Origin of the sequence: Segatella maculosa DSM 19339 = JCM 15638 (assembly GCF_000382385.1) — a bacterium.
Taxonomy (GTDB): domain Bacteria; phylum Bacteroidota; class Bacteroidia; order Bacteroidales; family Bacteroidaceae; genus Prevotella; species Prevotella maculosa.
Window position 1 is genome coordinate 23,659 of record NZ_KB908340.1, and the last position, 14,362, is coordinate 38,020.

A 14,362-nucleotide genomic window follows, 5' to 3' on the forward strand; every position below is an offset into this window, starting at 1 on the left:
TTTCGGGCATTTTTTGGAATTTATGTATCGGATGCCGGGGCTTTTCGGGCATTGGACTGTATCCCACGGATGAGCTTCTCCGGCAACAACTCCCATCCAAGATTCTTCTTTGCGTCATTCTAAAAATATTTACAATTACTTTCATGAGATTCGCGTATTTGAAATGAAGCGTTCCCCAATCCTAAATACGCGCTGAATTTTGATGGTTTGTAATTCACTTTCCATCAGACAGTTATAAAAACCGAACTAAACAGTGGCGTAAAATTCTGCTGAATGATGCGCTGTTTGCAATAAACCACAAGCTAAAATAAGCCATATTACCGTGCAAGATAATTCCTAAAATGTATCTAATTGAAAATAAAGAAGTTACCTTATTGCGTAAGTTAAACAGGTAACGATTTGGAAACGAGCGAAGTGCTTTCTGTCGCATGTTTCTGCATCAACAAAGAACGCTTGTTATTCTATTTGCAAAGATAATCATTTGCTTTGAATAACAAGCGTTTTTGATAAGATTTTCGCTCTTTTGCTCCATCTGTTGTTTGGAAAGATTGAAAAATAAGGAGAATGATTATATTCCTCTTCCTCGCTTCTTCTTTTTCTTGGCTTGATTTCTGAGTTTGTGCTGCCATGCCATTTCGGCATAATCATCACCGTGCGTCTGTGGATTAATAAGTCCACCTGCTCCCAAAATCATTTCTTCAGCTGCATTCAAGGCGGCGCCTGCTACATTGCCTACGGCTTGTGCAATGGATGAACTGTCATTTGCTTTTGCAGGCGGTACGTACGAACGACTGGGAGGTATAAGTTGATAGACTGTGCCTGATTGAACTTTATTCTTTGTAGTCTTGTCTGCTATTGTGTGAGCTTTTGTTATCGTCTCCTTTGTTTCGGCTTTATTGGCTATCTCAAAGTTCTTTTGCAAGGAGCGGTAACCTAACTCCCTGCCGATTTCGGAAGCTTTGAATGTCTGGCCACAGTAGGAGAACTTCAAACCATAGACTTTTCCCTGTTTGTTCTTCATGCGCTCTATGATAATGTTGTTCTTGTTCAATTCGTAGAGAAACATGGAGTGCCCTGATATGCCACCGCCTTTATATTTATCCAACAAGGCATAACAGATTTGCTGTACTTCTTTCTTTGTTTGCTCTCTCTTAGGATTGGCTTTTGCTTTCTGATGCTTCCTTTCCGCCCTGACCTCCTTTGCAATGGTCAAGCCTTTCGAGCGACTTATTTCCTCCGCCACTCTTGCTGCCCTGTTGCTTACAAAAGTGGTATCATAGACCTCTCCGTACAGACTGATGCGGTTGGCAATGATATGGATATGCCTGTTATCGGTGTCCTTGTGCGTTACTGCTACCCATTGGTGGTTGTCAAGTCCCATTTGTTTGGCAAACAGATAGGCTATCCGCATAAGTTTGGATACGGGTAATTTCTTCTCACCCTGAGGTGCGATACCGATTTCAATGCGTAGGAACTTATTCCTGCAACGTGTGTTGTAATCGCTGACCACTTTCTTTTCCTCATAGATAGCCTTTGGTTCTCTGCTGCAAAGATTATGGAAGGCGGCAAGCCGACTACCGCACTTGCCCTCTCTAAAAATATAGCCCAAAGCCGTACTTCCAGGCGCTATCACCCCACTACAAACGGTTTGTTGTGGCTGTACAAGCAGCTTTGTACAGTTCTGATAAAAGGTGGTTTTGCGCAGTGGCTATTTTCGTGAACACTTGCCTAACACCTGTGTCTTGTATCTAACCAAAGCCTCTACATAATAATAGTCGGCATAAGTGAGCGGAACGTCGACCTCTGTTCCTTTGGGAAGATTGCCAACAGAATGTTTGAGGATGAACCCTCCATTTGTTCCTTTTTTCGCAAGGTACTCATCGGAAGTAAGTGTCCGCAACTGCGCCTCTGCGATATTCAAGCATTGCTTGGAGAAATCCGGCGTACCTTTTGTCAGACTGCTTAGCTCTATGAAAGCCGATGCCATGATGGCTGCGGCAGAAGCATCGCGCTTGGCATGAGGTATGTCGGGCGCATTGAAGTCCCAATAGGGCACTCTATCCTTAGGCATATTGGGATGCGACATGATGAAGCGGGCAATGCCCTTGGCATGGTTCAGGTAGGCGGTGTCTCCCGTTTCTCTGTACATCATCGTATATCCATAGAGTCCCCAAGCCTGTCCACGTGCCCAAGCCGACTCGTGGGCATATCCTTGATGGGTGTTTTTCTTTTCCACCGCACCCGTTTCGGGGGCGTAAGATACAACATGATAAGAGCTAAAATCACATCGGAAATGGTTCTTCATTGTCAACCGGGCGTGGCTAGAAGCAATCTTAGCGAATTTGATACTGTCGGAATGGTGGGCTGCCCATTCCAATAGTTCCAGGTTCATCATATTGTCAATGATAACGGGATACCGCCATTTGTCTGTCTTAGTGTCCCATGAACGGATAAGTCCCACCACAGGTTTAAAGCGGGTAGACAGTGCTTGTGCCCCATTAAGCAAGATTGGGATATAGCTTGGAGATTGGGTAAGGCGATAGGCGTTGCCAAAGCTGCACATCAAAATAAAGCCCACGTCGTGGTTATCAGTGGTGTATTGTTGGTCGGCAACACGTTGGGTATAAATCTCCGCATAGCTTTTCAGTTTAGGGTTGCCTGTTGCCTCGTAGAGATACCATAACTCTCCGGGGAAAAAGCCACTGCACCACCAATGCGAGTCGGACTTGATAAGCCCTCTTTGTTCTGTGTAGCTCCTTGGTAAACTGTCGTTATCAAACTCCATAGCTTTGGCCATAAACATCGCTTGTTCGGCAGAACGCCTCACGCCCCTGTCGATAACGGATGTCATCGCTTCGTATTGTTTGCTGCTAGAAAGGAATACGGCCAAGCCTGCCATAAAAAATAGTTTCTTCGTAATCATCTTGTCTTGTGGGTTTATTGCAAGTTTTAATGGGCATTACTCTGGTATTAACTTCACTCTGAACGTGTAATGGCTGTTGGCTGGCAAAGCCGATTCGAACCCAACGAGCATCGTTCCGGGATTGGGCGCATCGTAAGCGGTGGTGGGAACCGTACTCCAAGTGCGCAAACGTATCTTTACGGGCGCACTTATCTCCATGCGCATGTGCTTGCCGTTGCGGCTAAGCACAATCTTGTTTTTTCCCCTCAGCTCGGCCTTGGCGGGTGTTAGCATCGTCCAACGCATTGTGGTGCCCTTTTTGCCAGTACGTATTTCGTCGCTCACCAGCACATACTTATCGTCTACGATTTGAACTTGTCGCTTTGCCAACTTAACTTGCCCAACGTAAACAGGGGTTAAATTGACCGATGCAGCAAACTTATTGGCAGTGTGCAGCGTGCTATCCAAGCATACATAGCCCCTAACGTCTTGCAATTGGTTATCGAACGTAAGTGTGTTGTGAGCCATGTTGTTGTAACGGAAAACCTTCCAGCGGTCCGAATTTTGTGCCTTATTCCAGATGTCAAGTCCCAATGATTCCAGCGAATTATAGTCTTGCCTCCCGAAATCCATCGCCCAACGCTCTCCATTAGCTACCATTACGAACGAACCCGCATCCAAATGGGCATGGCTAGAAGAGGCCGAGCCACCTTTGAAAGCCAGGTAAATGGCTTTCGCATCGTCCCAAGAGGTGCGCATAAGGGCAACCGGCGTTACGCACGAAGGCGAAACCCAGACCTTTCGTTGCGGCTCAGGCAGATGGCGCATGTTTGTTCCCGCACCCCATAGCATGGCAAGCGTGAAGAAACGATAATCCATCAGTTTCTTCTTATTGCCCTTCTTAAAGAGACTGCGCTCGTTCCACAGCAGCGACAAATCCTTGTTCTGCTTAGCCAACCAAAACATGGCAGGGCTCATTCTGCCTGTATCCTTGTTGTCGCCATAGTTAAACGATTCGTGATCGGGTGCCACCATGTGCAGGATGAAGCCAGCCGTTTGCAAAAACCCCTTCTGCCTGGACAAGTTGAAATCAGAGCCGAAGCATTTCTCCAAGGCATCAATGAGCATGACATTATAGGTAGTTCCAAACCCCCAATACGAATATCCCTCGGGATAGGCCCCATCAGGCCCGTAGTTTTTCATCGGCTTGTGGATTGAAGAAACGGAACGCCAAATGACGCTATCGGCTAAACTTGAAGCATCCTCGTAAATGGCAAGTGCCCCGTATGCCATCGCCGCATTGCACACTTGGTTCCAATTGTTCTCTCTTTCGATCCAATTGTTGTATCGTACATCAAAAGACGGCCGCAAACCTTTATCGATAATGGCTTGCCTAACAGTTTCTTTTGTGGCGTTGCTCATCATGCCGAACAGCCAATCATATCCAATGGCGACAGCCGTTGTCATTTCCGCCACATCTAGATAATGGCTTGGGTTCCAATCGGAGAAGGCTGATACGGAGAGCAATTCTTGCTCTGCCCGCTGCCCGTAGCGGTTATCGCCCGTCATGCGATAGGCATAACCTAGCAGCAAAACACGGCGCAAGGTTTCTCTGGATACGTCGAGCAAGCGCCGTCCCACAACGACACGCCGAGGCGCAGGTAAGGTTAAGGCGTCATTTGCTGCTTTCATAAGTAAGCTGTCAACTTCTCGCCAAAAGCAATCTTTCGTTGCAGAGGACTTGATAACCGCTTCATCAGCTCTTGTCATCAGCAAACGGGGATGCGGGGCGTTCATGCGGACATCCTTTAATATGTCTTGAGCGCGCATTCCGAACAATGAACTGAAGAGCAGGGCGAGCGAAATAGCCAGTGGACGAAGATACATATATAATAAATTTGCCATGAACTTATTGACCTGTTAGTGAACATTTGTCATTTTGTTTTTCTATTGGCTCCATGCAGAAGCACCCAAAGGCCCATTCGTTGTAGAAGCAGTGGCCGAGGCAGAAGAGGAGGAATACCTAAACGTAAACGTCTCGCCGTTGGTAAAACCGTCCATTCCGTTCTCGTCTACATAGAAAGGCAAATCTGCCCAAGGCGACATGCCCGTGTTCAGAACTTCGAAGAATTTGTCGATATAGGCCATTGGGAGCTGCGGGGCACCATCAAATGCCAAGACTTCAGAAATGTTATTCTCGTAAACAAGGCGACCATCGGCTAGCATAGTTTGGGCAACGGCGTTGAGCGGAACACGCTCGATGTTGCCTGGATACTTAGTGTAGAGCGCCTTTATGGCCTGGTCTGTGTATACGTTGTTGTTGCGAATATAGATGCAAATGTCGTTCGGGTTATACGTGTCGCTCTTCTCCAGTTCTTTCAAATCCCAAAAAGCGCCGAGCGAGTCTGCCTTATAGCTGGCTTTCCAACCCACATTGGCAAAGATGTTGTTTTCGATATAGGCTTTCATGGCATAGTCTATGCGGAAATGATAGCCCACATTATAGACCGTGTTATTTTTAAATTCCACGTAATTGGCCACAGATCCGTCGAAGCGAATGAGATGCCCCGTGAGGTTGTATATTGTGCTATTGGTGATGGAAATGGTGTCTGGCGCATTGCCGCGAGAGTCGAACAAACGGCCATTGGCAGGATCGGACGTCAGTGCGAAATTACGAAAGGTGGAGTTTTCGATGTACACCTTGCTGCCACTGTTGTCTGTACGTATGCAGAAGTTACGACAGTTCTCTACAAAACAGCCATCGAAACGCAGGCGCAAGTTCTTCTTGTCCAGTCGGAACAGGCGCTGCATGATGTTGTTTGAGGCTGCATCTTTCCCGTTAAAGTAGATGTTTTCGAATGTGACATTACCCTCGAAACGCAACATATCCGAATTAAGCGCACCCTGTGCATCGGAAACGGGTTGGATGGTTGGCAAGGGTTCAGAGCCGTATGTGGCCCTGATGGTAACATTATGGGTGATAACGTTCTTGCCCTCCAGATAATAAACGCCACCCCGTTCCAACTCGTAAATGGCATCGCCATTTTCCTTTATGGCTTTCGGAAGCGAGTTCACTCTCGTCACGCCATCGTCTGGCTCAACCCGCACAACCTTCTTTCCTATTGGTGGAATAACAGTATGTTCCTCTTCAAAAGTGTCTTTGGGTTCGCATCCGATAAATAGCAATACAGGCATTATTCCCAAAATCAACTTGACGAAAGCCTTGTCAATTCTCCAATATCTGATAGTCTTATAAGACTGTGTTAATTTCGTCTTCATCATTAGAATTCCTTTCTCTTGCATTAGTGTATTGTCAATATCTGGACCTACTATTTAAATATGTCATACTTCACACCTATATAGAAAGAAGAGCCATATACTTCAACATTGGAAGGATAGCCCGTGACATTCCTTTCCTTACTGTCGGACCAGTTAAAGATGTTGGATGCGCTTGCATAGACATAGAGTTGCTTGTTGATACGCTGCTTCAGTTGGAGGTCCCATTTTGAGAATGCCCTTGTCGATTCAACATCGGCCCCATCCGAGCGATGCTGTTCGGCCACAAGGATATTATCTTGATAAGTGTAAGACAAGCGTCCGGAGAATCCCTTATAATCATATCCCAACAAGAAATTGGCCAAGAAAGAGGGTTGCTTAAGCAAGCGATCATAGTATACCGTATCTCTATTTACGGGCAAAAAAGGCTTGCTGCCATCGCCCACAACATAATTGGGATTTCTCACACGCGACTTCGTTGTCTCAAAATAACCCATTTTAGAGTCCATCAGTGTGATGTTGGCGCCTAAAACAACACCTTTAAGCAGGCCCGGAAGTCGGCGAAGCTGTGTCTCGATGTCTATCTCTATACCCTTGATTGTTGCGTCATACGGACTATTCAGTGAATAAGTGATACCCGAACCCACCAAACTCGAAGCCAATCCGAAGTTCGTAGGGTTGGTGGCAGTCCCTTCAAGCAGGTAAGCCGAACGGGTATATATGAAATTCTTAATCTTCTTATAGAATCCGCCCACTGTGAACAAGCCAATCTTCGGGTCGTAGAACGAGACGATAGCATCGAAGTTCTTGGACAAGGCTGGTTTCAGATTGGTTCGGTTGTACACCACTTCGCCAATGGTAGACTTGATGATGGTGCGTGGTGCTAACAGGTCATAGTCGGGTCGCGACAGTGTTTCTGTGTAGGCTAACCTAACATCGAGGTTAGTTAAGGGCTTTATTTTCAAGTGGATTTGTGGCAACCAATACCCAAAAGAATTGTTGTCGGTAGTCTTAGTATAGTCGAACGCCAGTTCCTGAGTCTCGTCGTCGGGTACATTTACACCACTATATGCGCCATAACGCATATAAGTATGGTCATAGCGAACACCTGGAATAAAGGTGATATACTTGCCAATGTTGAACTCGCCCATGATATATGCCGCTGTGAGCCGTTCGTGTCCGTCGTAATCTTTCTGTATCTTTGTTGTGAGAATTGGCCGATAAATATCAGAATTGGCATTATAGAAATTCTTCATGACATCTTGATTGAGCGCAAAGGAAAAGTCAAGGTAGTCATAACGGTTGTTCAGAAAATCGTGGTGCTTGAACTTTCCGTCCAAGAAATCAGAGATACCGACGTACCGGTTGTCATAATTCGAACGCGTAATGTTGGGCATGTTGGCGTAGATTAGCCCTGCATTTTGATCCATTCGACGGTAATTCCTACTTGTAATACGTTCTCTATCCTTTTGGCGATACTTGCCTCCTATCTTGATATAGCCGTTAAAGCCTTTGCCAAAATCAAACGACTTCTTCCAGTCTAGCCATACCGTGTATTCCTTTTCCGTTGTACGTTCGGTATTGAATGTTCCGTCATAGAGATAATATTGTGTGATATCGGTCTCGTTAACATTGCCTGGTGCCGACACCAAATGGGGTGGCAATGTGCCCAAAGCATTGATGTCAACCGCAAATGGAGTGTTCATCCTGTATTCCAGACGATGTTCGTATGGGGTCTTTTGCCTTGATTCACTGCGCCCTACGCCCCAACTTAGCGTGGCGTTCCAAAAGTCATGATCACCTTGAAGCATGTTTGTCAATACGCTACCACGCACGTCGGCATCCGTCTGTGCATAGCGCAGGCGCCCCCCTTCTAGGTCGTAGCGTTTCTCACGAATATCTCTGTCGCGGCTTAGCGCACTGAACAGATTGTACATCTTTATTTTAGAGCCATGCCCGAGATTGAAATCAAAATTCAGGTCTACATTGTAGCGGTTTCGCTTTTCAAGGTTAGATTGCAGGCGTGTACTCGTAATCCACGGCTTGGTATACGGCAATCCTTCGGTCGGTGTATTGCCGTTAACCTTATAAGCGGCGATAAAACGGTCATTGCTTCGGTCGGTTTGTTCTGCGCTGGCCGTAAAGATAAGCCCCAAACGGTCGTTAAAGAAACGGTTACTCATCAATATGTTTCCCTTAATGTTGCCTATGCAGTTGATTTGTGAGTGATAACCAGTCTGCCCGGTTACATTCAGCCTAAACCCCTTAGGGGCATCTTTCATGATGAGATTTACCGTTCCGCCCAACCCGTCGGCGTCTTTGTCGGCCGTGTTAGCCTTCATCACCTCGGCCCCACCAATGATTTCGGGTGAGATCATGTTCAAATCTGAACTGCGGTCGCTAGAACTGGTTGAGGGAGAATTCATGCCGTTGATGGCAACAGAATTGTATTTGGGATCCAAGCCGCGAATAATGATTTTCTGTCCTTCACCTCCATCGCGCTCAACCATTAGTCCCGGCAAGCGCCCGATAGCATCAGCCACGTTCACATCGGGCAATTCGCTAAGTTTCTCACCCGATACCGCACTGATAATTCCCAAAGCATTGAGTTGCCTGTTGATAGCTGCCGTTTGCCCCTTGGCTTGTGCGCTGACCACTACTTCTGCCCCCAAGATGCTGGCTGGCTGCATATTGACATTCACCGTGTGGGTTTCATTGCTTCGCACAACAACTTCCATTGTCTTACTTTCATAGCCCACAAAAGTGAATTGCACTTCATTCTTCCCCTTTGGTACAGATAATAGCGTATATTTCCCATTGATATCTGTAATGGTCTTGTTGTTTGTTCCTTTCAGCCAAACGGTAGCGCCTGGCAGAAACTTCTTCTCTTCGTCTACCACAACACCTGTGATAATGCCGTTTTGTGCCATCGCATGAAAGCAAATAGCTAACATGCACAGCATAACAAATAGTCGCTTCTTGGTTTTCATATTAAGTTTTTTTTATGTTTTTAGCGTTCTTGTTTGATGTCAATACAGCTTATTGCGATGAGTAGACATTGCCACTTTGCCGTTTTTCATTAAGCGTTTAAATTCTTTCTTCGCCTTGGCCAACTGCCTGATAAAGCCCTCGTCGGCGTGTAGCCTTGCTACAACGGCGCTTGCAACCAAGCGAGCCGCATCCACATCGCTCTGAAAGTGATAGCCACAAATAACCCTGCTCTCGCCCATTTCATAGCCTCGCTTCAAAATCTCGTTCTGCCTATCTATGTTTATTTCGGCCAAAACAAGGGCGGTGGCCCAACCTATGGCTGTGTGGCCAGATGGATAAGAACCATTAGACGATAGCTCTTGTTGCTGTGCGGGATTACAAGTTGGCTCATTATAGTATGTAAATGGTCGCATTCGCATATAATGCTGTTTTGCCAATCTGCAAGCTAGGTCTCCGGCATCTTCGCGCATCTTAAGAACCAACAGGTAGATTTCGGGGGTCAGCTCTTTTGATATTTGAATGCCGAACGACTCTGAAAAGGCCTGCGGAACTCCTTCGCCTTCAACATTGGCGTCTGCCGATGCTTGCTCGCCACGCGGTGTTTCACGTTGACTCTTTCCCCACAGATAACGCTCCTCGTCATATTTGAAGTGCGTGCTGCCTTTCTCTGGAGGGGCAGGAAGCAACTCCAGACTGTTAGCTACATCTCCTACTTTTAAGAAATAGCTTTCAGGGTGCGTCCTAACGTCTTTGTTTTCGGGTTGTGCGTATGCGTTAACAGCACAGCCAACAAGTAAGGCGAGAGCTATCTTTCTGCACAAACGGCGGTTACTTGCTCCGCTTGTTTGTGTTTGCAGTTTTGCTTTTGCTATTGGTTCTTTCATTTCTGTTCAGGATAAGTCAAATGGTTTTGGTGATTAATATAGGGTAATAATGCCTTTGGGCATGCCACAAAGTTAGGTAAAAAGGACCATTTAAAAAGGTTGCATTCTATTATTTCGTACAAAATAGAAAATGCAACCTTTCGCAACATTTTACGTTCCAACGCCAGTAAACATGTGGTTGAACGCCTTTAATCAACCAATCGTAGAATGTAAGCAACAATACTGGCGGGATGTTTATCAACGTACGATTGCAGCCACACTTCGTTAGGCTTAATTTTATTGTTTACCAACCTACTGATTACGGGGTTCAGGTTTCCATACATATTAAGCATGCCTGGCAGTAGAACCCGCTTTACTTTCGGGTTAGCTATCAGCAATGCTAACACGCGAGCTTGTTGGTTGGTATAATTCGTGAATTTCAGAATGTTTTCAACCACTTCTTTGTCTGTAAAGGCGAGGTGTTTGTACAATTGTAAGATTAAGTCGTCTATCCTGCTGGTTATTGTCTGCGTATGCTTTGAGATGTTATCCTCCAGCTTTACGTCCGTTCGTTTCAGTCCTCGCCCTTCGTATTCCCCAACCATTTCTTCCCTGATAAGCTGGTAGCGTTCCATTTCTTGGCTTATTTGTTGGCGTATTTCGTGCTGCAACATTTCGGCTTCCAAGTGCTTCAAGGCCCGTAACATCTCGATGCGGGTAACTATCGCCGCCAGCGTTTTCTGCTCACTGATGCTTTCGATAAGGGCCGAACGTACGTCATCGGATGGCAAATTGTTCGCCCGTTCCTCAAAACCGTGCAGTACATTGGTAAGTTCCAACAGGGCTTCATCTGTGAAAATGTGGTTATAATCTACCTCTGCTTTCTCCATGTCTGCTGTGATTTCGGCCAGACACCGAAACCTAATGGCGTAGCACAACTTTTCTATATGCTGCGCCATCATGTCGTTTACATGTTGTATCATCAGGCAGCCGTCCACCACATTCCGATATTTTGCCACATTATCGGTGAACTTTTGGTATCGTTCCAGCCACAGCCCATTTTGCATAACCCTTTCGCCGATTTCTGAAACGCTGCCTTGCGACAAGGCCGTTTCTGCGTTTTCGAGCATCATCGTGCAGTCGTATGCCCTGATGTTTTGCAGTTCTCCTATCTGTTTTTTCAGCATTTTTGAGAGCAGCAGGGCCGTATCGCGATTTTTATACATGATACGTTCCGAGAGCGCGCTTATTTGCAAGCTCGTCTGCTTAGGGTTGGTCTGCAACACGTGGATGTCTTCCATCAGCTGCCTAATCTGTTCTTGCTCGTGTTCGTTTAGCAGGGCTGCAATCTTTTCCATCTCTTGCGTACGTCCTTTCAAGTCGCTTATGCGCAGTTTCATCTGTTTTCTTCGCTCTTGTCGCCTGCGCAAATGCACCCAAAAGAACACGCCATACAAGGCCAATACAGCCAAGAGCACGGCTAACACAAGGCGTATTGAAACCACATTGTTGTCGAACACCACATATTGGGGCACATCTTCTTCACCAGGCTTCATTTTTAGCACACCGATTTCAGACACTAAGTATAACGTGTGCCCAATGCAAAAAGATGCTTTAGAGTTAAATCGAATGTCTTTGAAGTAATACCCCGTCTCTTTTGCCTTTCCATTCATAACAGCATATCTCTGCACGCCAAACTCGGGAAAGGCGTAGAACAGCGAATCGTCGATGGCAACAAGCCGATTGTAACCGTTCAAGCTTAGTGTGTCTTGGCGGTTCGGAGTAACCAATGCGTGGTTGGTGAGCACGGTTAAACAGGGCTGATAGCCGCCCGACACAAACAAATTGCGGATGAAGGCCAAACGTTTCGACCCTGGGATAGTAGTGTATCGCCCTCTGTCGGCATAAAACACGCCATCGTCCATCGTTCCCATATAAACGCTATTGGTGCCGGGCAACGAGAAGAAGCACGTGATATACTTGTCTTCCATCCCCTTTACTGGTTTGGCAATGCCGTTCTTGTCGACAATTACCAACCCGTCTTGCACACCCAGGAAAATGCTTTCTTCCTTGCCGTTTGTTTGAAGGTGCAGGGCCGTTACTTTCTTATCAGAACGGTATAGGGTCTTGATGTTCGATAATACCTCGTTTTGCAGATTGCTGCCACCCACATCCACCGTTCGCAATTCCGAGCGGTCGTTCACGTAGAATAATCGTCTGCTTTCGCTAACGGCCATTTCCGTCACTTGTTCTTCTTTGGGTAGCGAAAATACTTTCACCGACACGCTGTCGTCCGCGTACTGTCTGAACACTTCATTTTGGCTGTTCAGGTAATAGGCTTCGTTACTGTTAGCGCAGGCGGCAACCACTATTCCCTTGTTGTTGAAATGTCCTGAATGGAACGGTATGCGCCAAAAGGCATTGTCGGTAATGAAAATCGATGTTTCCGAACGATAGTCGGACAACATCACATTATGGCATCCCTTCGGGGAATCTCTTCTTAGTGGTATGGTAATAAAGTGCTGCAAGTCTTCGCTAATAACCATAGAATGACTGCGAAGGATATAATGCACCTTTCCCACCCGATAGTATAAGCGAGGAATGAATGCCAAATCTACCGTCTTGATAGGTTTTCCCCATACGTCTTCAATATAGATTTTCTTTCCCGAAAGGGCGCATACCTCATTGCCATACATCGCCACATACTGTACCTTTTCGCCTTTATGCAGCCACGATATGTGGCCGGTTTTCAAGTCTATGCATAACACCCCGTCAATAGAGGCAGCAAAAAGATACTGCTGCCCATAAGTGCAAAGATTATAGATGATGTATGGTATGCCAGCCTTTGCCGTCTCACTGTCAAGGGCGGGGTATAACAATGAAAAGCGTTTGTCGTTTCCTAGTAAGTAGAGGCCTTGGCTGGTGGCTGTAAAAATGCCGTTTGCGGTGATGGCAAAATCGTAGGCTGAATATTCTTTACCTTTAAAAAGGATGCTATACGTTTGCTCATGCTCCATCTTGCCATTGTGCAGCCGCCACCTTTGAAGCCCAGAATTACGCCCGCCCAACCAGCAAGTTGTATCGCCATTGGCATTCGTGCGTGTTGCAACCTTGTAAATCCTGTCTGTTCCAGTGGCGTATGCCGACACCCTATTACCGTCTACATGCCATATTTTTCCTGTCTCTCCGCCTATCCAAAAGGTAGAATCTTCATCGGCAGATACAGAAGCCAACCTCTCACCAATATAATACTCGTTTTCTCCGAGTGTCTTCATCTGTTTCGAATCAGAACATCCGTAGAGCAGTATAGCGGTGATAACGATTGTGTAGACTTTCTTTTGCATTCGGTATAGGAGTAGATTCTTATGCAAAGATAATTAAAAGTTCTTACATCTGTTGTATTTTAAACAAGATAAATTCAGCAGACAAAAGCAAATACCGGATTGTTCTTGTTATTTATGGCATGTTGCCACAAAGGTCCGCAGTAGGTAACGGCCTATTAGTGTATAAATAACGTTCTTCTCAACATTGCTCTTCTTGTGTTATACGCTTGTTCATTGTTGATTGACAACACTTTACGAAGCGTTTGTTGGTTCGCAACTTAGTTCTTAATCCGTCATTCACATCCTGTCCGTTAGGCTACAAGCCGCTTGTAGCCTAACGCTTACCTATCATTTCTCGTCATATTTAAGACCTTATATTATACCTTCGTCCACACGAAAATGAGGGTCGTAAAATCGCTTAAATGCTTCTTTGGCACATAAGGAAAGGTTCTGTGTGATATGTATCCATCTCTCGTCTTTCACTTTGATAAAGTTAGAAATCTGCCCATAGAACTTTCCTGTATGTTGGAGTATGGCAATGGCTTCCTCTCATAGTCCGTCATCTTAGGAACAGCTACCACTTCACTATTAAGGATCGTTTCACGGCAGTAGTCTGAGAATTTCCGCCCTGTACTTTCCGCCTTTGACTTGATACGCTGCTTTTCCTCTAAGGTCTTACCTTGATGAACTATGTCTTGTTCATTTTCTGCTCATCCTTATTTTGTTGCTGCCACTTGGCTGGCTTCCTATTTAACGTGAGTTCGATGAATTATAAGTGTCTGTAAATTTGGTGATTAGCGAAATTTGTTGTAACTTTATAGTACTGATTTACAAAGAAATACAAACAAAAATCGCTATGATCACCGAGGACAAAGTTACGGAAATATTTTGTATGGCAGACGACTTCTGCAAGTTTTATGACGCAATGATGGCAAAATACACGCTAAAACCAACCAATAAGAGCCCATATCACCGTGATTCCACGATGTCAAAGGCTGAAATCATGC

General features: G+C 45.7%; 7 protein-coding genes and 1 pseudogene. All 8 read right to left on the reverse strand.

Translation table 11 applies throughout. The features are described from left to right. Positions 1-568: 568 nt before the first annotated feature. On the reverse strand, positions 569-1,633 hold the full coding sequence (locus H164_RS0112550; RefSeq protein WP_025830278.1) for a relaxase/mobilization nuclease domain-containing protein: 1,065 nt from the start codon (positions 1,631-1,633) through the stop codon (positions 569-571). Between the two features lie 75 nt (positions 1,634-1,708). Then, positions 1,709-2,923: a glycoside hydrolase family 88 protein gene (locus H164_RS0112555; protein WP_019968946.1), complete on the reverse strand. Its 1,215-nt coding sequence runs from the start codon at positions 2,921-2,923 to the stop codon at positions 1,709-1,711. A gap of 36 nt (positions 2,924-2,959) precedes the next feature. Beyond that, positions 2,960-4,807 (reverse strand): heparinase II/III domain-containing protein, encoded by a 1,848-nt coding sequence (locus H164_RS0112560; protein ID WP_025830277.1) that lies wholly within the window; start codon positions 4,805-4,807, stop codon positions 2,960-2,962. A 42-nt stretch (positions 4,808-4,849) separates the two neighbouring features. After that, positions 4,850-6,181, reverse strand: a complete 1,332-nt coding sequence (locus H164_RS0112565; RefSeq protein WP_025830276.1) for a DUF4957 domain-containing protein — start codon at positions 6,179-6,181, stop codon at positions 4,850-4,852. A gap of 50 nt (positions 6,182-6,231) precedes the next feature. Continuing rightward, the gene (locus H164_RS0112570) at positions 6,232-9,168 is read right to left on the reverse strand and encodes a TonB-dependent receptor (RefSeq protein WP_026356367.1); all 2,937 of its coding nucleotides are present in this window, start codon (positions 9,166-9,168) and stop codon (positions 6,232-6,234) included. 39 nt (positions 9,169-9,207) lie between these two features. Then, positions 9,208-10,053: an acid phosphatase gene (locus H164_RS0112575; protein WP_019968950.1), complete on the reverse strand. Its 846-nt coding sequence runs from the start codon at positions 10,051-10,053 to the stop codon at positions 9,208-9,210. Between the two features lie 188 nt (positions 10,054-10,241). Continuing rightward, positions 10,242-13,376: a hypothetical protein gene (locus tag H164_RS0112580; protein ID WP_019968951.1), complete on the reverse strand. Its 3,135-nt coding sequence runs from the start codon at positions 13,374-13,376 to the stop codon at positions 10,242-10,244. Positions 13,377-13,696: 320 nt separating this feature from the next. Next, positions 13,697-14,058, reverse strand: a pseudogene (locus tag H164_RS15270) (plasmid mobilization protein). Positions 14,059-14,362: the final 304 nt, after the last annotated feature.